Here is a 20,454-nt window from a genome sequence, read left to right as displayed (position 1 = left end):
GCCGGCGAAGGAAGGCGCCGGATTCTTGCAGAAGCCCCCCCGTTGCGATCAGTAGCGCAGCTCCAGAGTCATGACGTCGTTCTCGCGCCGCATCTGAAATCGGCTCAGGAAGCTGTTGCCCAGCAGAACATGGCTCATGACGCCGGGGATGACGATGGCTTCGACGTTGCGCACCTCGACCTCGCCGACGCGCACGCTGCCGAGCTGGACTTGATAGGCAGGCACGACGCCGTTGGCGGTCTGCGTGACGACGCGTTTGCCGTACATGTAGCGCAGGCCGAGCTTCTCGGCTTCGATCTGGCTGATGGCCACGCTGGTGGCACCGGTGTCGACGAGAAAGTTGGTGACCTGGCCGTTGATCGTGCCGATGGTCGTGAAGTGGCCGCCATGACCCATGGGCATGACGATCTGGCGCTGCGGCGGCACGGTGGTCTGAGAGACGACGCGGCCGGGCGCGGCACCCAGGGCCAGCGTCTGGCGCCGGCCGCCGTATTCGACGACGGCGCGGCCGTCCTCCAGCGAAACCAGCTTCACCCCCATGACGGTGGCGCCCACAAAGACGGTGCGGGGCTCGCCATCGATGATCAGCAAGGCCGCGCGCGTGCCCAACGTGCCGTTGAGGTGTACCAGCTCGGGCGGCTGCGCCTGCGCCTGGGCCAAGGCCAGGCCGCCTGCCAGCAGAAGCGGCGTCAGGCGGCGCATGCTCAGTCGCGGAAGTTGTTGTAGGTCAGCGGCGTCTCGGCAAAGCTCTTCTTCAGGTGGGCGATGGCCGCCTGAAGATCGTCGCGGTTCTTGCCGGTCACGCGCACCGCGTCACCCTGGATGCTCGCCTGGACCTTGAGCTTGCTGTCCTTCAGCGAACCGACGATCTTCTTGGCAAGGGTGGCCTCGATGCCTTCCTTGATCTTGTACACCTGGCGCACCTTGTCGCCGCCCAGCTTGTCGACCTTCTCGGCCTTGTCGAGGAAGCTGATCACGACGTCCTGTTTGGTCAGCTTGCCGTACAGCACGGCCTCGATCTGTTCGAGCTGGAATTCGCTGTCGCCGGTGGCATGGATTTCCTTGTCCTTGAGCTCGACCTTGGCGCCCGTGCCCTTGAAGTCAAAGCGGGTCCCGATCTCCTTGATGCTGTTGTCCACGCCATTGCGGATCTTGACGTGATCGGGTTCGAGAACGGTGTCGAAGCTGGGCATATGCGGTCCGGGGAAGATGTCTGCGAAAATTTTGCCGCTTGCGCGCCGCGCAAGGCAGCCAAAAGTGTCCCATGTCCGCCGCCTCCACGACCCCCTCGAACGAAGTCCCCGGTCTCCAGATCGAGACTGACGTCAATCTGAAGCCTTACAACAGCTTCGCCCTGCCGGCCATCGCCCGGCGCCTGGTGCGCATCCGCGAGGCGGCCGACGTGCGCCGTGTTGTCGACCACCCCGACCTCGGGCGTGCACCGAAGTTCGTGCTGGGCGGGGGCAGCAACCTGGTGCTGACCCGGGACCTGGAAGCCGTCGTGCTGAAGGTGGAGATCCCGGGCATCCGGCTGCTGGAGGAACGGGCCGACGCCTGGATCGTCGAGGCCGGCGCGGGCGTCGTCTGGCATGAGCTGGTCACCTGGACCCTGGATCATGGTTATCCCGGCCTGGAGAACATGGCCCTGATCCCGGGCACCGTCGGTGCCGCGCCGGTGCAGAACATCGGCGCCTACGGCATCGAGGTCAAGGACAGGCTGGAGGCGGTCGAGGTCATGGACCTCGTCACCGGCCGGCCGGCACTGTTGCCGGCGGAGGTCTGCCGCTTCGGCTACCGTGACAGCGTCTTCAAGCAAAGCGATTTCGGCGGCCTGGCGGGCAAAAGCGTCATCACACGGGTGAGGTTTCGCCTCCCCCGGCCCTGGAAGCCGGTTCTCGGTTACCTCGAGATCGAGCGCAAGATGGCAGAAACCGGCATTGCGGCGCCGCAGGCGCGCCAGATCTACGACTGGATTTGCGCTGTGCGCCGCGCCAAGCTGCCCGACCCGGCCGTCATCGGCAACGCCGGCAGCTTCTTCAAGAACCCGGTGGTCACCGCCGAGCAGTGCCGCGACATCATCGGACGCGACCCCGGCATCGTTCACTATCCCATGCCGGATGGCAGCGTGAAGCTGGCCGCCGGCTGGATGATCGATGCCTGCGGCTGGAAGGGGAAGACGGTGGGGGGCGCGGCGGTCTACGAGAAGCAGGCCCTGGTGCTGGTCAACAAGGCCGACGCGCGTGGCGCCGAGGTGGTGACGCTGGCGCGCGCCATCCAGGAAAGCGTCTACGGTCGTTTCGGCATCCGGCTGGAGCCGGAACCCGTGGTGATCTGACGCCCCTGCCGGTGCATGCCGCCGGCAGCGCTCGGCGGGCATGCGCGAATGGCGCCGCCACCGCCCATGGGCTCGACCGCGTCCCGTCGCTGTCTGTCGCGGCCGGATGCCCGCCCGCGAAGGCTCTCCGAGGGCGGCTTACAGCCAGCTCAGCAAGCGTTGGACCCACTGGGGCAGCGGGCGGCCGGGGATGTAGTTCTGGCGGTATTGGCTGTGCATGTCGGGCTCCTCGGTTGAGTACTGTTGATTTATACAGTATCCAACCGAGGCCGTACATGGCCCAGCGCGTTTCTACCTACTCGAGTCGCGGCAGGCCGCCGCCCGACAGCAGGCCGACGCCGGTGTAGATGCCCAGCTTGCCGCGCGTGTCGCTGATGTCGAGGTTGCGCATGGTCAGCTGGCCGATGCGGTCGGCGGGGCTGAAGGGGGCGTCCTCGACCTTTTCCATCGACAGTCGCTCGGGCGCGTAGGTCAGGTTGGGGCTCCTGGTGTCCAGCAGCGAGTAGTCGTTGCCGCGACGCAGCTCGAGAGCCACTTCGCCGGTGACGGCACGGGCCACCCAGCGCTGGGCGGTCTCGCGCAGCATGATGGCCTGGGGGTCGAACCAGCGACCCTGGTAAAGCAGGCGGCCCAGCTTGCGGCCGTTCTCACGGTACTGCTCGATGGTGTCTTCGTTGTGGATGCCAGTGACGAGGCGCTCGTAGGCGATGTGCAGCAGCGCCAGGCCCGGGGCTTCGTAGATGCCGCGGCTCTTGGCCTCGATGATGCGGTTCTCGATCTGGTCGCTCATGCCCAAGCCATGGCGGCCACCAATCTTGTTGGCCTCCGCCAGCAGGGCCACCGGGTCGCGGTACTCGACGCCGTTCAGCGCGACCGGCACGCCTTCCTCGAAGCGCACCGAGACCTCTTCGGCCTTGACGACGACGTCGTCGCGCCAGAACGCCACGCCCATGATGGGGTTGACGATGCGGATGCCGCTATTCAGGTGCTCCAGGTCCTTGGCCTCGTGGGTGGCGCCCAGCATGTTGGAGTCGGTCGAGTAGGCCTTCTCCGCGCTCATCTTGTACGCGAAGCCCTTTTCCGTCATGAAGGCCGACATCTCGGCGCGGCCGCCCAGCTCGTCGATGAAGGTCTGGTCCAGCCAGGGCTTGTAGATCTTCAGTGCCGGGTTGGTCAGCAGACCGTAGCGGTAGAAGCGCTCGATGTCATTGCCCTTGAAGGTCGAGCCGTCACCCCAGATGTTGACGCCGTCGGCCTGCATGGCGGCCACCAGCATGGTGCCGGTCACCGCGCGGCCGATGGGCGTGGTGTTGAAGTAGGTGACGCCGGCGGTGCTGATGTGGAAGGCGCCGGCCTGCAGCGCGGCGATGCCCTCGGCAACCAGTTGCGCGCGACAGTCCACTAGCACGGCCTTCTCGGCGCCGTACAGCATGGCCTTGCGCGGGATCTCGTCGTAGTCGGGTTCGTCAGGCTGGCCCAGGTTGGCCGTGTAGGCGTAGGGCAGGGAGCCCTTGAGCTTCATCCAGTGCAGGGCCGCGGAAGTGTCGAGGCCGCCGGAGAAGGCGATGCCGACCTTCTGGCCGACGGGAACGGATTGCAGGATCGTGGACATGGTGATGCTCTCAGGCGACGAGGTTCTGCCACTCGGGGTGGCGCTGGATGTAGAGATGGACGTAACTGCAGGCCGGCACGACCTTGAGCCCCTGCTCGCGGGCCCACTGCAGGCCGGCATGGACGAGCTGGGCGGCCAGACCTTGGCCGCGGTAGGCCGCCGGCACGCCGGTGTGGGTGAAGACGACGCGGTCGCCGCTCAGTTGGTAGTCGAGCACGCTGGTGGGCGTGGTCGGCAGCGTGAAGCGCTGGCGCTCGGGTTCGTGCTGGGGCGTCATTGGGCGGCCGTCTTCAACGCGACGGGATGGATCTCGACCGACGCATTCGCGGTCGACACGTAGATGCTGCCGTCCTGGATGCTGATCTGCAGCTGCATGCTGCGCTCGGCCAGGGCGGCCAGGGCCTGCGACTGGTCAGCCGGGATCTGCCAGACGGTCAGCTTGGGCGCGCGGGTCAGCTTGCCCTCAAGGTTGCGCCACCAGACGTCCGTGCTGGAGGCAAAGCTGTAGACGCTGACCCGCTCGCTGCGGCCATGGGCCTTCATCAGGCGGCGGTCGTCGGGCTGGCCGAGATCGATCCAGTGCACGACGTCGCCCGTCAGGTCGAGCTGCCAGAGGTCGGGCTCGTCGACGTCGGACAGGCCCTTGGTGAACTCCAGCCGGCCGCGCATTTCGTCGGCAGGCACGTTCAGCGCGAACGCCAGCACCCGAATCATCAGCCTCTCCTCGGTTTCGCTCGGGTGGCAGGCGAGGGTGAGGTTGTGGTCGCCGTAGACATGGCGATCCATGTCGGCGATCTGGAGCTGGGCTTTGTAGATGGTGGCTTTGAGCGCCATGAGGAGGAGGTAACCAAGAGCAGCCCGCGATTATCGCGGTGAAGCCCATGGCATGATTCCGCCTCCCGTTTGGAACCTTCGCAACCCGAGTTGCGCCCTCGACATGAAACGCATCCTTCTCCCGCTGGCTCTGGTCATCGCCGTTTCCGCCCAGGCACAGATCACCACCAATACCAAGGCCAAGGTCGACCCGAAGAACAACAAGGTCAGCAACCCGGTCGTGGAGAAACCCAAGGTCAAGCTGATGACGCGCGACGAACTGCGCTCGTGTATCGACCAGCAGGAAAACAACAGCAAGGAAGCCGAGTCCATCAAGGCCGAGCAGAACGCCTACAAGGCGGGCGCCGAGCAGCTCAAGGCGGAGAAGGCCACCCTCGAAGCCGGCGAGGCTTCGCTGGCCAAGCAGGTCGGCGAGGTGAAGGCGGAACGTGAGGCCATCCTGAAGACCCACGAGACGCTGACCGCCGAGGCGCCCAAGCTTTCGAAGGAAGACCTGAAGGCCCGCAATGAGGCCTACCAGGCCCGCGCAGCGGCCTTCGGCCCGATGGTCGATGCCGTGAAGGCTGCCGACGCCGAGCAGGGCGTCAAGCGCAAGGCTTTCGGCGAGAAGGTCGACGCACTGGAGGCGCAGTTCAAGGTCATCGAGGAGCGCACCGAGAAGCACTTCGACGCCAACGACAAGTGGAAGGCCGAATGCCAGAACAAGGCCTACGACGAGAACGACGAGAAGGCCGTCCGCAAGGAAAGGGCGGCCGCCGCGGGCAAGTGATCCGCGACGCACGTTGACGACCGATGACGGGCCGCTTCCGGCAGGACGCGGCCCTTCTTGCTTTTCCCACCAGGATTCCCCAGGAGGCCCCGCATGAGCAACCCGCTGCTGCAGGACTGGACCGGCCCACACGGCTTGCCGCCCTTCGCCGAGATCGACCCGGCCCATTTCCAGCCCGCCTTCGATGTCGCCCTCGCCGAGCACCGTGCCGAGATCGACGCGATCGCCACCCAGGTCGAGGCGCCGAGCTTCGCCAACACCCTGGCCGCCTTCGACGCCAGTGGTCGCCGGCTGTCTCGGCTCGAGCACCTCTTCTACACGCTGTCCGCGTCGGCCACGTCGCCCGAGCTGCAGGCGCAGCAGCGGCTGCTGGCCGCGCCGCTGGCCGAGCACGGCAGTGCCGTCTACATGCACCAGGGCCTGTTCGCCCGCGTCGAGGCGCTGTTCGAGCGGCGAGAGCAGCTCGACATGACGTCCGAGCAGCGCCGCTTGCTGGAGCGCGTGCATCTGGACTTTCTGCGCGCCGGCGCCCGTCTCGCGCCCGAGGCCAGGGCGCGCTACGCCGCCGTCATGGCCCGGCTGGCCGAGCTGAACACGAGCTTCGCCCAGAACGTGCTGGCGGCCGAAAGCGGCTACCAGCTGCGCCTGACCGGCGAGGCTGAGCTGGCCGGCTTGCCCGCCTTCGTGCGCGCCGCCGCCCGGCAGGCGGCGGTGGACCGTGGCCTGGGTGATTTGGAGGGCGGCAGTGTCCACGTCATCACGCTCTCGCGCTCGCTGATCGTGCCCTTCCTGTCCTTCAGCGCCCGGCGCGACCTGCGCGAGCAGGCCTGGCGCGCCTGGGTGGGCCGCGGCGATGCCACCGGTGAGACCGACAACCGCGAGATCTGTCGCGAGATCCTGGCGCTGCGTGCCGAGCAGGCGCTGCTGCACGGCCACGCCTGCTATGCCGACTATGCGCTGGAGGACACCATGGCGCGCAGCCGGGAGGCCGTTATGGGCCTGCTGCAGCGTGTCTGGCATCCGGCCCTGGCCGCGCAGGTCCGCGAGCGCGAGGCCGTGCAGGGCGCCATGGCGGCGGCCGGCGCCACGCACACGCTGGAGGCCTGGGACTGGCGCTTCTATGCCGAGCAGGCCAAGCGCGCCCGCTTCGAGCTGGACGAGGCCGAGGTCAAGCCTTATTTCTCGCTGGACCGCATGGTGGCCGCCATGTTCGACTGCGCCACGCGCCTCTTCGGCCTGCAGTTCAAGGCGCGGCCCGACATCGCCGGCTACCACGCCGACGTGCGCGCCTATGAGGTCTTCAACGCCGATGGTTCGCTGCGTGGCCTGTTCCTGCAGGACAACTTCGCCCGCCCCACCAAGCGCAGCGGCGCGTGGATGAATCCTTTGCGCAACCAGAGCCGCGCGCTGGGCGCGACGCCCATCATCCTGAACAACAACAACTTTGCGCGCGGCGCAGCGGGGGAGCCGACGCTGCTCAGCTTCGACGACGTGCGCACGCTGTTCCACGAGTTCGGCCATGGCCTGCACGGCCTGCTCTCCAGCGTCGAGCACGAGCGCCTCGCTGGCACCCAAGTGCTGCGTGACTTCGTCGAGCTGCCATCCCAGCTCTACGAGCACTGGATGGCCGAGCCCCAGGTGCTGAAGCGCTTCGCCCGCCACTGGCAGACCGAAGAGCCCCTGCCCGACGCACTGCTGGCCAAGCTGCAGGCGGCGCGCCAGTTCGGTCAGGGCTACGAGACGCTACGCTACACGGCCAGCGCCATCGTCGACATGGCCGCCCACACGCTGCCCGCGGCGCCGACCGACGTGGTCGCCTTCGAGCGTGACACGTTGGCGAGCTGGCAACTGCCCGCAGAGGTCGGCATGAACCACCGGCTGACGCACTTCCAGCACTTGTTCAGCAGCGCGGGCTACGCGGCGGGTTACTACGTCTACCTGTGGGCCGAGGTGCTGGACTGCGATGCCTTCGACGCCTTCGTCGAGGCCGGCGACGTCTTCGACCCGGCCGTGGCGGCACGGTTGCGCGAGTGCATCCTGTCGGCCGGCAACAGCCGCGAACCGGGTGAGGCCTTCCGAGCCTTCCGCGGCCGTGACCCGGTCGTCGAGCCCATGCTGAAGGACCGCGGCCTGCTGCCGGCCTGACCGCGGCGCTGCGCCGCCGCGTCAGCGCGGCGGCTGCACGCCCGCCAGGTGCATGCCGCTGTCCAGCAGCAGCAGTTCGCCCGTCACCGTCCGGGCGCCATCGACCAGCCAGGCGATGGCTTCGGCGACGTCCTCGGGTGAGCAGGCGCGCTGTAGCGGCACGCCGGCCTCGTAGGCCTTGAGGCCTTTCTCGTAGCCCTCCTGTCCCACGCCCTGGACGAACCAGCGCGTGGTGATGAGGCCGGGGCAGACGGCGTTCACGCGCACGGCCGGCGCCAGGGCACGGGCCAGGTGCAGCGTCATTGCATTGACGGCGCCTTTGGAGGCGATGTAGGGCATGGACGATCCCACGCCCAGCGCGCCGGCCACGGATGACACGTTGACGATGCAGCCCTGGGCGGCCTTCAGGTGCGCCACGCAGGCTCGCACCATCTGGAAGCTGCCCAGCGCGTTGACGCCCAGGATGTGCTGGAAGGTCTCTGCATCCAGCGCATCCCACTCGGCCGCCATGCCGAAGACCGAGACGCCGGCGTTGTTGACGAGCGCATCCAGGCGGCCCCAGCGGTCGATGACGGCCTGCGCGAGGGCGCGGCAGTCGGCGTCCTGCGAGACATCGCCCCGCATCACCCACACGTCGGCCCCCGCCTCGCGGCAGGCCGTGGCGCTGGCTTCGGCCTCCTCGGCACTGCGCGAGTAGTTGACGAGCAGGTTGTAGCCCCTGCGCGCCAGCAGCAGTGCGGTGGCGGCGCCGACGCCCGTGCCACCACCGGTGATCAGCGCGACCTTGCGTTCCATCGTCATGTGCGTTTCCCCGAGGTGTACTGCCGGGGCAGTCTAGGGCCTGCCCGTCGCTGGGGCGGCTAGCGTTCCGGCCGACACCAGAGCCAGGTGGCCACGGCAAGCATCAGCGCGGGCGCGCCGATCTTGGCCGCCAGGTGCACTGGCGACAGCACCAGCACGACCGCGCTGGCCACCATCATCCCGCTGGCCAGCCACTTGGCCCGGCGCGGCACGATGCCGCGCTCCCGCCAGGCGCGGATGCTGGGGCCGTGGCGCGGATGTTCGAGCAACCAGACCTCCAGCGCCGGCCAGCCCTTTCCGGCGGCCCAGGCGGCCAGCAGCAGGAAGGGCACCGTCGGCAACACCGGCAGCACCACGCCGAGCAACGCCAACGCGAGGCTCAGTAGCGCCAGCACCCGCCACAGCAGCTTGTGCACTGCGCTACTTCAACCCACCGCTGAGAAACTGCTGCAGACGCTCGCACTGCGGACGCAGCAGCATTTCCTTGGGGTTGCCTTCTTCCTCGACGCGGCCCTGGTGCAGGAAGAGGCAATGGTTGGAGACCTCGCGGGCGAACCCCATCTCGTGAGTCACGACGATCATCGTGCGGCCCTCGGCTGCGAGGTCGCGCATGACCTTGAGGACCTCGCCGACCAGCTCCGGGTCCAGCGCGGAGGTGGGCTCGTCGAAAAGCATGACTTCGGGGTCGACCGCCAGCGCGCGGGCGATGGCCACGCGCTGCTGTTCGCCGCCCGACAGCTGCGCGGGGTAGACGTCGGCGCGGTGCGCGACGCCCACGCGCGCAAGCAGCGCTCGTGCGCGCTCGATGGCTTCTGCCTTGGGCTTGCCCAGCACGTGCACGGGCGCCTCGATGACGTTCTCCAGCACCGTCATGTGGGCCCACAGGTTGAAGTTCTGGAACACCATCGCCAGCCGCGCGCGCCAGCGCTGCAGCTGCTTGGCATCGACGGCCTTCAGGCTGCCGTCACGGTCGCGTGCGAGCTTGAGGCTCTCACCGCCCAGGCTGAGCTGGCCCTCGTGCGGCTGCTCCAGCAGGTTGAGGCAGCGCAGAAAGGTGCTCTTGCCCGAGCCGGAGGAGCCGATCAGCGTGACGACGTCGCCGCGGCGGGCGCTCAGTGAGATGCCCTTGAGCACCTCGCGCTCGCCGAAGCGCTTGTGGATGTCGGTGGCCTGGAGTTGGATCGTCATGTCAGTTCTTCTTTACGGGCCGCGCGCTGGACCGTCGCCAAGCCAGCCCGCACGAGTGATGCCGGCGGCTCGATGTCGCGACCCTCGCCGTCCCCCCCGAGGGGCCGACCGGACCTGCCCGCGTTCAGCGGGGCCGGGTGGGGCGAGGGCGTCATGTCATGCGCCGAGCAGCTTGCCGGTGCGCTTGGCCTCGCGGCCCGAGACCTTGGCCACGCGCATGCCGGCAAACGCGAAGCGCAGGAAGTCGCGGGCGAACAGCAGCCCGTCGACGGGACTCTTCAGCTCCGTCACTTCCGCCGTGATGGGGTCGATGACATGGGCGAGCACTTCGCCAGCCTTGACCTCGGCGCCGACCTCCTTGAGGAAGGTCAGCACGCCAGGCTTGGGGGCGTAGATGGGCATGCTGCCGGCCAGCGGGCGCGCCTCTCCCTGTGGCGCGGGCAAGGCCGGCTTGTCGCCGGCGATCAGGCCGCGCCAGCGCAGGAAGTCGATGATGTTCTTGGCGTCGGCCGCCGCCAGTTCATGCGTCACGTCGGTGGCGCCGCGCAACTCCACCGTGACCGACATGCAGGCCTGCGGAATCGGGTGCTTGTCGCCGAAATGCTTGGCCCACTTCCACCACACCTGCGAGCAGGCTTCGTCGAAGGGGTTGTCGCCCGAGTCCTGGGCCAGCAGCGTCACGCGGGCGCCGAGGAAGCGCGCCAGCGGCTCGCAGTCGGGCCAGCAGGGCGTCTCGGTGTAGAGGTGCATCAGCGCCTGGGCGTCACAGTGCAGGTCCAGCACGATGTCGGCATCGCAGGACAGGCCCATCAGCGTGCGGCGAAGGGACTGCAGCTCGGTCTCCACGGGCGCCGCGGTCACGGCGGCCTTCAGCGCACGCCGCAGCGAGGCGACGTTGGCGGCTGCGTCGGCCCCCAGTTCAGGCGCTGCGGCGTCGGCCGCGGCGGCGATCTGGTCCGGGTAGTGGCGGTTGAAGTTCTCGCCCGTGGTCTGTTCGAAGCGGCCCAGGTGCAGGTGCAGCAGGTGCTGGCTCAGGCCGATGGGGTTGGCCATGGGCACCAGCACGATCTCGCCAGTGACCTGGCCGGCCGCGTCCAGCGCGTCGAGCTGCTGGCGCAGGTGGTAGGCGACCAGCATGCCGGGCAGTTCGTCGGCATGCAGCGAGGCCTGGAGGTAGGCCTTGCCTGCAGCGCTGCCGGGCTGACCGTAGTGCAGCGAGACCAGCTCGCGCTGGGTGCCGGGGGCGGGGGAGAGCAGGGGGTGTCGGGTGACTTGCATGGCGGTGTGCTTTAGCGGCTCATCATCGGCTTGAGCCAGCGCGCTTCGGCCCAGCGGAACAGGCCGACCAGGCCCAGCGTGAGAACGAAGTAGAAGGCGCCTGCCGTGATGAAGGCTTCGAAGGGCAGGTAGTACTTGGCATTGACGGCGCGAGCGGCGCCGGTCACGTCCAGCAGCGTGACGACGCTGGCCAGTGCGGTGCCATGCAGCATGAAGATGGCCTCGTTGCCGTAGGCCGGCAGCGCGCGGCGCAGCGCTGCGGGCAGCACGATGCGGCGCAGCATCAGGCTGCGGCCCATGCCCAGCGCCTTGGCGGCCTCGATCTCGCCAGCCGGTAGCGCGCGGATGCTGCCTGCAATGATCTCGGTGGTGTAGGCGGCCGTGTTCAGGGTGAACGTCAGCCAGGCGCAGAAGGAGGCCGACGACAGCCAGGGCCAGGCCCAGCTTTCGCGCACCGCATCGAACTGCGCCAGGCCGTAGTAGCACAGGAACAGTTGCACCAGCATGGGCGTACCGCGGAAGGCATAGGTGTAGACCCAGACCAGCCGCGACGCCCAGCCCCTGGAGACGGTGCGCACGACGGCCAGCGGCAGGGCCAGCAGCAGGCCGCAGGCCAGTGACAGCGACAGCAGCTTCAGCGTGACGAGCAGGCCCGACAGGTAGAGCGGGAGGTTCTCGACGATGGCTTCGAAGTTCACAACTGGCCCTCCTTCACGCCGATGGCCAGACGCCGCTGCGCCCAGCCGAAGGCGAGCTCGGACAAGCTCGTGAAGACGAGGTAGATCAACGCCACGGCGAGGTAGAAGCTGAAGGGTTCGCGCGTGGTGCCGGCGGCCTGCTGGCCGCGCGTCATCAGGTCGGACAGGCCGATGATGGACACGATGGCCGTGCTCTTGAGCAGCACCAGCCAGTTGTTGGAGACACCCGGTAGCGCATGGCGCAGCATCTGCGGCAGCGTGATGCGCCACAGCACCTGGCGCGGGCTCATGCCATAGGCAAGTCCGGCCTCGCGCTGGCCCGGCGGTACGGCCAGGAAGGCGCCGCGGAAGGCCTCGGTCAGGTAGGCGCCAAAGATGAACCCGATGGTCAGCACGCCGGCAAGGAAGGGATCGATGTCGATGTAGTCCTCGTGGCCCAGCATGGGCGCGACCGTGTTCACTGCCACCTGGCCGCCATAGAAGATCAGCAGCATCAGCACGAGGTCGGGCACGCCGCGGATCAGCGTCGTGTAGGTGGCCGCCACGCCCTGTGCGATGCGCGAGCGTGACAGCTTGGCCAGGGCGCCGCTCAGGCCCAGCAGGGCCGCGATGGCGAGGGAGGACAGCGCCACGGCCAGCGTGATCGCGGCGCCTTGGAGCAGGCTGGGGAGGAATCCGTGCAACAACATGGGAAGTGCGTCGGCGCCCGGGGGCGACCGTGTGGGAAGCGCCGTGCGCGGTCAGCGCCAGCGTCGCGCGTTACTGCTTGGTGCGTGGCGCGATGTCGTAGTCGAAGTACTTGCCGGCCAGCTTCTTGAACGTGCCGTTGGCCTGCAGCGCGTCGATGGCGGCGTTGAACTTCTTGCCCAGCGTGGCCTCGTCGGCCTTGCGCATGCCCACGCCCGTGCCGACGCCGAAGATCTTGTCGTCCAGGATGGCCGGGCCGGCGAAGGCGAAGCCCTTGCCCTCGGGCTTCTTCAGGAAGCCGAAATCGGCGGCGGGCGAGTCCATCAGCGTGGCGTCGATGCGGCCGCTCTTCAGGTCCAGGAAGACCTGATCCTGGCTGCCGTAGCGCACGATCTCGCTCTGCGTGAACGTCTTGGCCGCGTAGGTCTCGTGCGTGGTGCCGCGCTGGACGCCGATCTTCTTGCCCTTCAGGCCTGCGGCCGTGGGATCGAGCTTGGTGCCAGCCTTGGCGACAAGGCGGGCCGGCGTGTTGTAGTAAGGCTTGGAGAAGGCGATGGTCTTCTGGCGCTCCTCGGTGATGGAGACGCTGGCGAAGATGGCATCCACCTTGCGCGACTGCAGGGCGGGGATCAGCCCGTCGAAGTCCTGCTGCACCAGCGTGCACTGGGCCTTCATCTCGGCGCAATAGGCCTGCAGCAGCTCGATCTCGAAGCCCTTGAGCTTGCCGTCCGGCCCGATCTCGGAGAACGGCGGGTAGGCGCCCTCGACGCCAATGCGCAGCTTCTTCCACTCGGGGGCCTGGGCCTGGGCGAGGCTTGTTGCGGCCAGCAGGGCCAATGCGAGCAGGGAACGTTTCTTCATGTCGGACCTCTCGGGTGAGACGGGTTCAGCGGGCGACCTGAGGCAGCCAGTCGCGCAAGGCCGCAAGGGTAGCAGCCGGGTCCTCCTCCTGAGGCACATGGCCGAGGTTCGGGAAAACCACCAGCTGGCTGCCGGGGATGGCCTTTTCAAACGCCTGGCCCCAGCGCGGTGGGATCAGCCGGTCCTTGCCGCCCCAGAGGATGAGAGTGGGTACCTTGATCTCGGGCAGCCGCTTAACGGGGCCGGGTGCGACCTGGTCCATGCGCCGCATCAGCGCGACGCGGTTGCCCTCGCGCAACGCCAGCTCGTAGTAGCGGTCCACCAGCGCCGCGCTCACCTTGCCCGGGTCGCCGTAGACGTCGAGCACGCTGTCCTCGATGGCGCGGCGCGGCAGCAGCCAGCGCATGGGCTCGCGCAACACCGGCGTGCGCGCGATCCGGAAGCCCAACGGCAGGGACTCGGGCACGAAATCGAAGCCCGCCGCGTCCACCAGCACCAGGCCGGCGACGAGGGGTGGGTCGGCCAGGGCCAGTTGCCAGGCGATCTCGCCACCCAGCGAATTGCCACCGACGATGGCCCGGCCCACACCCAGGCGGGAGAGGAACTGGCGCATGAAGGCGATGTAGCGGGCGTCGCTGTAGTCGTTGTCGGCGTTCGGGCCCGTCAGGCCGAAGCCGGGCAGGTCGAGGGTGATGACGCGGCGCGTGGGCTTGAGCTCGGCCACCCAGCCTTCCCAGGTGTGCAGGCTGGCGCTGGTGCCGTGGATGAGGACCAGGGGCAGGGGATCGCCACTGGGGCCTTCGTCTCGGTAGTGGACGAGCAGGCCGTCCAGCTCAACGAAGTCGGACGGTGGCGGCGCCCAGCGCGGCACCAGGCTTTCCAGCGAGCGGTCGGGCGCCTTGCTGACGGCAAAGCCCAACGCCGCCAGCATCAGGAGGATGCCGACGGCCTTGAGCAGGAATTCCGTGACGCGGCTGCTCACTCGACGGGACTCAAGTCCGGCGCCAGCGACTCGCGCTCGTCGAAGACGAAACAGCCGCCGTGATAGTGCTTGCCGCCGGTGTCCTCGAAATACTTCAGGATGCCGCCGTCCAGTTGCCAGGCAGTCAGGCCTTGCTCCTCCAGCACCATGGCGGCCTTCTCGCAGCGGATGCCACCGGTGCAGTAGCTCACCACCGTCTTGCCAGCCAGTTCGTCGCGGTGGGCGGCCAGCGCGTCGGGGAAGTCGCTGAACTTGTGCAGGCGCCAGTCGATGGCACCGTCAAAGGCGCCATGGTCGACCTCGAAGCCATTGCGGGTGTCCAGCATGACGACCTCGCGGCCGGCGTCGTCATGGCCCTGGTCCAGCCAGCGTGCCAGCGTCGCGGGTGGCAGTGCGGGAGCCCGCGCCGCCCGGTCAGGGCGGACGGCGGGACGGTTCATGCGGATGATTTCGGCCTTGACCTTGACCTTCAAGCGCTGGAAGGGCTGGGCCTCGCTCCAGCTTTCCTTGGGCACCAGCGCCGCGAACCGAGGATCGGCGCGCAACTCGTCCACCCAGGCATTCACGGCGTCGGCCGGGCCCGCGAGAAAGAGGTTGATGCCTTCCTCGGCGATCAGCACCGTGCCCTTGAGGCCCAAGCTGTCGGCCCGCGCGTGCAGGCGCTCGCGCAGCGCGGCCGTGTCGGCCAGCGAGACGAAGAGGTAGCAGGAGATGTTGAGGATGGGTGCGGACTGCATGAGGGACTGGATTATCAATCCGCCCACCGGGAGGCGATGGCGCGTACCTGGTCCAGGCAGGCGTCCAGCGCTTCGACGACGCGCGGGTCGAAATGGCTGCCGGCACCGTCCCGGATGAAGGCCAGCGCCTCATCGTGGGTCAGGGCCTTCTTGTAGGGCCGCACGCTGATCAGCGCGTCGTAGACATCGGCCACGGCCATCAGCCGCGCGGCCAGTGGGATGGCCTCGCCGGCCAAGCCGTCTGGGTAGCCGCTGCCGTCCCATTTCTCGTGATGGTGCCGGGCGATCTGCTTGCCGAAGGTCAGCATCAGGCCGGCATCGTCGCCGAGGCGGTCGATGGCGCGTTGCAGCAAGTCGGCACCATGCTCAGCATGGGTCTTCATGATCTCCCACTCGTCGGGCGACAGCCGGCCCGGTTTGAGCAGGATGCCGTCCGGGATGGCGACCTTGCCGATGTCGTGCAGCGGCGCCGCCTTGGCCAGCTCGTCGATGGCGAGTTCGGTCAGGTCGGCTGGGCCATCCGGCTGGGCGGCAAACCACTGCGCCAGCGTGCGCACGTACTCCTGGGTTCGCTGAATGTGGTTCCCGGTGTCGGCGTCGCGGAACTCGGCCAGGCTCACCATGACGAAGAGCGTGGTGTCGCGCAGTCGCTCGACCTCGCGCCGGCGGGCGCCGAGCTCGCCGCTCAGCTCGGCGTTGTGGCGCAGCAACTGGTCCTCGGCGAGCTTGAGCTGCAGATGGGTGCGCACCCGGGCCCGCACGGTGGCCGGGTTGAAGGGCTTGTGGATGAAGTCGGCGCCGCCAGCCTCGAAGCCGGCGCTCTCGTCCTCGGGGCGGGTCAGGGCGGTCAGGAAGATGACCGGCACGCGGCGCGTGGCCGGGTCGGCCTTGAGCTGGCGGCAGACCTCGTAGCCGTCGAGCTCCGGCATCATCACGTCGAGCACCACGAGGTCGGGCGGCTGGCGACGGCAGATCTCCAGCGCCTTGGCGCCGCTGACGGCGAGCTGCACGCGGTAGCTGGGCTTGAGCACCTGGGCCAGCAGTGTCAGGTTGGCGGGCGTGTCGTCGACGACGAGGACAGTGGCCTGCGTGGTCGGCTGAGTGAAGGCATCGGCCGGTTGTGGAGGCTTGGGCGGCATCATCGTCATGGTTTCGCTGCGTCCTGCATTGCGCCGCGCAGCGCGGCCTGGGCTCCATCGAAATCGAAACGCTGCATGGCGCCGGCCAGGGCCTTGGCCTGGTGGGCAGGCAGGGCGTCGATGATGGCGGATTCGTGCTGTTCCCAGAGCGTCAGCGCCTGGCTGTCGGCTTCGCCGAGCAGGGCGTCGAGTTCGTTGAACAGCGCCGCCGAGGCCATGCCGCCAAGGGCCGGGGCGGGCGCGGTGGACAGTGGCTGCTCAGCCGGCAGCGGGCGCTCCAGGTCCAGAAGGCGGCGCAGCGTGTGCGGCAGCAGCGGTTTGGCCGCCAGCGTCTCGGCGCCCTGGCGCCGGGCGCGTTCGCGCAGTACCGGCGTGTCGAACGCGCTCAGCAGCACCGTGCGCCGCGCGCGCGGCGGGCCGCTCTGGGCGAGTCGCGCCAGCAGCTCGCCGCCCTCCATGTCCGGCAGCACCCAATCGATGAGGACGAGGTCGTAGGGCTGGTCGGCCGGCACGGCCACGAGGCGGGCCAGTGCCTGGCGGCCCTGGCCCAGCACGTCCACGCGGGTCGACGGCGCCAGCGACTTCAGCAGCGCCACCAGCGCATCGTGGCCGCTACTGTGCGCCGCCTGGACCAGCAACATGCGACGCGCCACCGGCAGCGGTGGCAGATTGAAGCCGGGGCAGGGCGAGGGCGGCAGCGTCAGCTCGAACTCGCTGCCCTGGCCCGGTGTGCTGCGTGCAGTGAGCGAGCCACCCATGCGCTCGGCCAACGCCCGACAGACGGCCAGGCCCAGGCCCGTGCCGCCAAAGCGCCGCGTCGCGCCGGCTTCCGCCTGGGCAAACGGCGTGAACAGCCGGGCGAGCTGCTCGGGTCCCAGTCCCACCCCGCTGTCGCGCACCCGCAGCACCCAGCCCCGGGCAGCGTCAAGGGCCACGCTGAGCCTGACCTGGCCGCTTGACGTGAACTTGACGGCGTTGACCAGCAGCTCCGTGACGAGCTGGGTCAGTCGCACTGCGTCGCCGCATCGTGCGCCCGCCTCACCCAGCAGCTCGGGTGCGATCTCGCAGATCAGGTCCAGGTGCTTGGCCTGAGCTGCCGGCCGGACGGCGTCGAAGGCGTGGGCCAGCAGCTGTTCCAGGTGCAGCGGGTCGGCACCCAGTTGCATGCGACCGGCATCCAGGTCGGCGTAGTCCAGCAAGCCGTCGATGAGCTTGACCAGCGATTCGCCCGCCGTGGCCACCTCCTGCAGCCGCGCACGCTGGTCGGCCGGCAGGCGGCCTGCCAGCAGCAGCCGTGTCTGGCCGAGCACGGTGTTCATCGGCGTGCGGATCTCATGGCCGATATTGGCGAGGAAGTTCGACTTGGCGCGCGACGCCGCCTCAGCCGCCGCGCGTGAGCGCTCCAGCTCGATCACGCGGGCGGCGACGAGGTCGTCGGCAGTGGCCAGGGCGCCCGCGGACGGTGCGAGCTGCGTCAGGCGCCCGAGCTGGCGCGACAGGCTCCACAGCGCGACGCAGAACATGGTCTGGCACAGCGCCAGATTGGCGATCAGCGGCCAGCCCTCGACGAGCCAGATCGGCGGCGTGCCAAGGAAGCGCACCAGCGTCGGGGGGGCCAGCATGATGGCGAGCAAGCCCAGCGAGATGCGCAGCGCTTCGCGGGCACGCCAGGTCGTGAACAGCAGCAGGGTGCTGACCATGGCCCAGGGCGCGAAACTGCCCAGGGTGTACAGGCTGGGCCCGGGGCCGTCGCCCAGCGTGAAAACCAGCATGGTGACGCTGAAATAAAGCGCAAGCAGCGTGACGCCGCTGCGCTGCCAAAGGGGCAGCCGCTGCGGCTGGCGCCACACCAGCAGCGTTAGGGCCGCGAAGGCGGTGACGATCAGCGGGTAGGCGATGCGGTCGCTCGGTTCGATGACGCCCGTCACCGCCTCGCTGGTCCAGGCGAGCAGCGCCGATGCCACGACGATGGCGAACAGCCAGCGCGTGCCCAGCGGGCCGAGGACGATGAGCCCGGCCCTCATGCGCCCCCCTGCGTCGAAGGCCCCAGGGCCTGGGCCGCGGCATCGAAGTCCAGGGCCGCCAGCGCGCGGTCCAACAGCTGCTGCCGTTCGGGGTCGAGGCCGCTGGAAGCGCCGTGGGCCTGCCACCAGTCCAGCGCCCGGCTGTCGCTGTGGGCCAGCAACTGCCGCAGCTCCTCGACATTGCCCGGCCCGCTGGCACGCGGCGCGGCCGTGTCCCAAGGGCGGACGAGGGCCGCCTGGATCTCGGCCTGCAGCAGCTCCAGACCGGCCCGGACGTGCTCCAGTTGCCCCGCCGCAGCGGCGTCGGCGGCGACCGCGCTGCGCTCCAGCGCCAGGGCGGCCTGCTGCAGCGGCCGGGCGCCCAGCGTCGCGGCCAGGCCTTGCAGGGTGTGTGCCGCGCGCCGCAGCTCCGCCCACTCCCCCCGCCCCAGCCAGCCGGGCCAGGCAGCCAGACCGTCCGCGTACTGGTCGGCAAACCCCTGCAGCGTGCGGTGATAGAGGGCAGTCTGGCCATCGAACTGGCGCAGGCCGAGCTGCAAGTCCAGCACCAGTGGGGGCGGCGTGAGTGGGGCGGGCGGGCGGTATCGCTGCAACTCACGCACCAGGCGACCCACGTCCAGAGGCTTGGCGATGTGCCCCTGCATGCCGGCGGCCACGCAGGCGGCCCGTTCCTCAGCGAGGGCGTGGGCCGTCATCGCGAGCACCGGCAGCTTCTCGAAGCCGGGGAGTTCACGCAACCGGCGCGTCGCACTGAGTCCATCGAGGACGGGCATCTGCAAATCCATCAGCACGAGGTCGTAGGCGCCCGGCCCGCGGGCCTGCAGCCGGTCCAGGCACTGCTGGCCGTTGGCGGCGAGATCGACCTGCGCCCCGCGGCTGCTCAGCAGGCGCAGCGCGATCTCCTGGTTGACGGGGTGGTCCTCGACGAGCAGCACCCGCAGCCCGTCCAGCGACTGGTGGTCCACGCTTGCGGTGCGGTCGCCGGGCCCGTCGCCCAGCAAGCGGCGCAGCTCCCCGGGCAGCAGTGGCTTGGGACAGAGGGCACGTGCACCGAAGGCGCGCGCCTGAGCCGGCTCATCGCCCTGGCCAGGCGGGCTCAGCACGGCGATGCGCAGGGCCGGGTGCTCGCGGCGCAACTGCGCCAGCAGTTCGGCGCGTGTGGCGCCCGGCCCGGGCAACTGCCAGTCCAGCAGCAGCCAGTCAAAAGGCTGGCCGGACTGGCGGGCCTCGGCCAGCGCCGCCAGCGTGCCGGCCACGTCGCTACTGGCGGCCAGCCCCGCGCCGAGACCGAGGTGGCGCAGCAGGGCCAGCGTCGCTTCGCGGCTATCGACGCGGGCCATGGCGAGCAGCAGACGCTGGGGGCGTAGCGGCGCCGGTGGCTGGCCGTGCGGATCCCGCGGCAGCGCGAGATGGATCTCGAAGCTGCTGCCGCGGTCTGGCTGGCTGCGCACTATCAGCCGGCCGCCCATCAGCTCGACGAGGCGGCGCGTGAGACCCAGGCTCAGGCCGGAGCTGCCATGGCGGCGCGTGAGGGATGGGCCACTCGGCGCCGGCTCGTGGAACAGGCCATCGAGTTGCTCGGCGCTCATGCCGACGCCGCTGTCCTGCACGGTGATGTCGAGCGGCACCGGGCACAGTTGGTCGCTCGGGCGGGTGGCCAGGCGCAGCAGCACGTGGCCGGACGGCGTGAACCTGAGCGCGTTGGACAGCAGGTTGACGAGCACCTGCTGCAGGCGCTGCGCGTCGCCGCGCAACTGGCCGCGCTCACCCAGCAGGCTGGCGTCGGGCCAGTCGCAGATCAGCGCCACGTCGGGGTTGCCGTGAAGCTGCCGCACGCGCTCGATGGCATGGGCGACGACGTCCTCCAGCCGCAGCGGCTGCGACTCGATCTGCATGTGGCCCGCCTCGATCTTGGAAACGTCGATGGCGTCGTTAATCAGGCCAAGCAGGCTGCGCGAGGCGGCATCGGCGCGGGTCAGCAGGTCGCGCTGCTCGGGCGTGAGCTGGGTTTGCAGGGTGAGCTGGGTCATGCCCATGACGGCATTCATGGGCGTGCGGATCTCGTGGCTCATCTGGGCCAGGAAGCGAGCCTGGGCCTCGGCCGCCCCGCCCCTGCCTCGTCGCCATGCGAACAGACACAAGGGCGGCAGCGTGAGCAGCAAGGCATTGATCACCAACGCGGCGTCGATGGCCGCGCCGCCATTGCCGCGGAGGCTCCAGAGCAGCAGGAAAAGCACGGCCAGCGCTGCCATGGCAAGCCAGAGGAGACCGAGCGTGAGCGTGCGCAGAGGCATTGGACGGTGGTGTGGACGGGACGATTATGGAAGTGCGCAATGCGCGAAATGTGCGACGGATTTCCTACAC

20 protein-coding genes are annotated in these 20,454 nt (G+C 69.0%); 3 read left to right on the top strand and 17 right to left on the bottom strand.

Features of this window, described 5'->3' with window-relative positions; translation table 11 throughout:
- Window positions 1-48: 48 nt before the first annotated feature.
- Window positions 49-702: a retropepsin-like aspartic protease gene (locus tag VGF12_RS20365; protein ID WP_331177877.1), complete on the bottom strand. Its 654-nt coding sequence runs from the start codon at window positions 700-702 to the stop codon at window positions 49-51.
- 2 nt (window positions 703-704) lie between these two features.
- Window positions 705-1,193, bottom strand: coding sequence for a YajQ family cyclic di-GMP-binding protein (locus tag VGF12_RS20360; protein WP_331177876.1), 489 nt, complete (start codon window positions 1,191-1,193; stop codon window positions 705-707).
- 71 nt (window positions 1,194-1,264) lie between these two features.
- Between VGF12_RS20360 and murB the strand changes: the two genes are divergently transcribed.
- A complete protein-coding gene (gene murB / locus VGF12_RS20355) occupies window positions 1,265-2,335 on the top strand; it encodes a UDP-N-acetylmuramate dehydrogenase (protein ID WP_331177875.1) in 1,071 nt (356 codons plus the stop codon).
- Window positions 2,336-2,630: 295 nt separating this feature from the next.
- Here the strand turns inward: murB and argG are convergent, their stop codons facing one another.
- Genes argG through VGF12_RS20340 form a run of 3 tightly spaced genes read right to left on the bottom strand, consistent with a single transcriptional unit; the run spans window position 2,631 to window position 4,781 of the window.
- A complete protein-coding gene (argG, locus tag VGF12_RS20350) occupies window positions 2,631-3,947 on the bottom strand; it encodes an argininosuccinate synthase (protein WP_331177874.1) in 1,317 nt (438 codons plus the stop codon).
- Window positions 3,948-3,957: 10 nt separating this feature from the next.
- Complete coding sequence (locus tag VGF12_RS20345; RefSeq protein ID WP_331177873.1) at window positions 3,958-4,224, bottom strand: GNAT family N-acetyltransferase; 267 nt, start codon at window positions 4,222-4,224, stop codon at window positions 3,958-3,960.
- Complete coding sequence (locus tag VGF12_RS20340) at window positions 4,221-4,781, bottom strand: YaeQ family protein (protein WP_331177872.1); 561 nt, start codon at window positions 4,779-4,781, stop codon at window positions 4,221-4,223. The genes VGF12_RS20345 and VGF12_RS20340 overlap by 4 nt, the downstream gene beginning before the upstream one ends.
- A 103-nt stretch (window positions 4,782-4,884) precedes the next feature.
- Here VGF12_RS20340 and VGF12_RS20335 point away from each other — a divergent pair, with 103 nt between their 5' ends.
- Both VGF12_RS20335 and VGF12_RS20330 read left to right on the top strand, forming a co-directional pair.
- A complete protein-coding gene (locus tag VGF12_RS20335) occupies window positions 4,885-5,550 on the top strand; it encodes a hypothetical protein (protein ID WP_331177871.1) in 666 nt (221 codons plus the stop codon).
- Between the two features lie 93 nt (window positions 5,551-5,643).
- Window positions 5,644-7,695, top strand: coding sequence for a M3 family metallopeptidase (locus VGF12_RS20330; protein ID WP_331177870.1), 2,052 nt, complete (start codon window positions 5,644-5,646; stop codon window positions 7,693-7,695).
- A gap of 21 nt (window positions 7,696-7,716) precedes the next feature.
- Here the strand turns inward: VGF12_RS20330 and VGF12_RS20325 are convergent, their stop codons facing one another.
- The 12 genes from VGF12_RS20325 to VGF12_RS20270 all read right to left on the bottom strand — a co-directional run bounded on the left by VGF12_RS20325 (window position 7,717) and on the right by VGF12_RS20270 (window position 20,384).
- Window positions 7,717-8,496 carry an SDR family oxidoreductase gene (locus tag VGF12_RS20325; protein WP_331177869.1) on the bottom strand — a complete coding sequence of 260 codons (780 nt, stop codon included), beginning with the start codon at window positions 8,494-8,496 and terminating at the stop codon, window positions 7,717-7,719.
- Between the two features lie 59 nt (window positions 8,497-8,555).
- Window positions 8,556-8,912 carry a YbaN family protein gene (locus VGF12_RS20320; protein WP_331177868.1) on the bottom strand — a complete coding sequence of 119 codons (357 nt, stop codon included), beginning with the start codon at window positions 8,910-8,912 and terminating at the stop codon, window positions 8,556-8,558.
- Window positions 8,913-8,916: 4 nt separating this feature from the next.
- On the bottom strand, window positions 8,917-9,684 hold the full coding sequence (locus VGF12_RS20315) for an ABC transporter ATP-binding protein (protein ID WP_331177867.1): 768 nt from the start codon (window positions 9,682-9,684) through the stop codon (window positions 8,917-8,919).
- A gap of 156 nt (window positions 9,685-9,840) precedes the next feature.
- Window positions 9,841-10,962 (bottom strand): succinylglutamate desuccinylase/aspartoacylase family protein, encoded by a 1,122-nt coding sequence (locus tag VGF12_RS20310; RefSeq protein WP_331177866.1) that lies wholly within the window; start codon window positions 10,960-10,962, stop codon window positions 9,841-9,843.
- Window positions 10,963-10,973: 11 nt separating this feature from the next.
- On the bottom strand, window positions 10,974-11,660 hold the full coding sequence (locus VGF12_RS20305) for an ABC transporter permease subunit (RefSeq protein WP_331177865.1): 687 nt from the start codon (window positions 11,658-11,660) through the stop codon (window positions 10,974-10,976).
- On the bottom strand, window positions 11,657-12,349 hold the full coding sequence (locus VGF12_RS20300) for an ABC transporter permease (RefSeq protein WP_331177864.1): 693 nt from the start codon (window positions 12,347-12,349) through the stop codon (window positions 11,657-11,659). The genes VGF12_RS20305 and VGF12_RS20300 overlap by 4 nt, the downstream gene beginning before the upstream one ends.
- 70 nt (window positions 12,350-12,419) lie before the next feature.
- Window positions 12,420-13,208, bottom strand: a complete 789-nt coding sequence (locus VGF12_RS20295) for an ABC transporter substrate-binding protein (protein ID WP_331177863.1) — start codon at window positions 13,206-13,208, stop codon at window positions 12,420-12,422.
- A gap of 25 nt (window positions 13,209-13,233) precedes the next feature.
- A complete protein-coding gene (locus tag VGF12_RS20290; protein ID WP_331177862.1) occupies window positions 13,234-14,190 on the bottom strand; it encodes an alpha/beta hydrolase in 957 nt (318 codons plus the stop codon).
- Window positions 14,187-14,927, bottom strand: coding sequence for a sulfurtransferase (locus VGF12_RS20285; protein ID WP_331177861.1), 741 nt, complete (start codon window positions 14,925-14,927; stop codon window positions 14,187-14,189). The genes VGF12_RS20290 and VGF12_RS20285 overlap by 4 nt, the downstream gene beginning before the upstream one ends.
- Before the next feature lie 14 nt (window positions 14,928-14,941).
- Window positions 14,942-16,075, bottom strand: coding sequence for a two-component system response regulator (locus VGF12_RS20280; protein ID WP_331177860.1), 1,134 nt, complete (start codon window positions 16,073-16,075; stop codon window positions 14,942-14,944).
- Window positions 16,072-18,090, bottom strand: coding sequence for an ATP-binding response regulator (locus VGF12_RS20275; RefSeq protein WP_331177859.1), 2,019 nt, complete (start codon window positions 18,088-18,090; stop codon window positions 16,072-16,074). Before VGF12_RS20275 ends, VGF12_RS20280 begins: the two co-directional genes overlap by 4 nt.
- Window positions 18,087-20,384, bottom strand: a complete 2,298-nt coding sequence (locus tag VGF12_RS20270; RefSeq protein ID WP_331177858.1) for a hybrid sensor histidine kinase/response regulator — start codon at window positions 20,382-20,384, stop codon at window positions 18,087-18,089. The genes VGF12_RS20275 and VGF12_RS20270 overlap by 4 nt, the downstream gene beginning before the upstream one ends.
- Window positions 20,385-20,454: the final 70 nt, after the last annotated feature.

It is taken from the genome of Roseateles sp. (assembly GCF_036404855.1).
In the GTDB taxonomy this organism is placed as follows: Bacteria; Pseudomonadota; Gammaproteobacteria; order Burkholderiales; family Burkholderiaceae_C; genus Pelomonas.
Note: the sequence above shows the minus strand (reverse complement) of the source record. Positions and strands in the feature narration are given on the sequence as shown.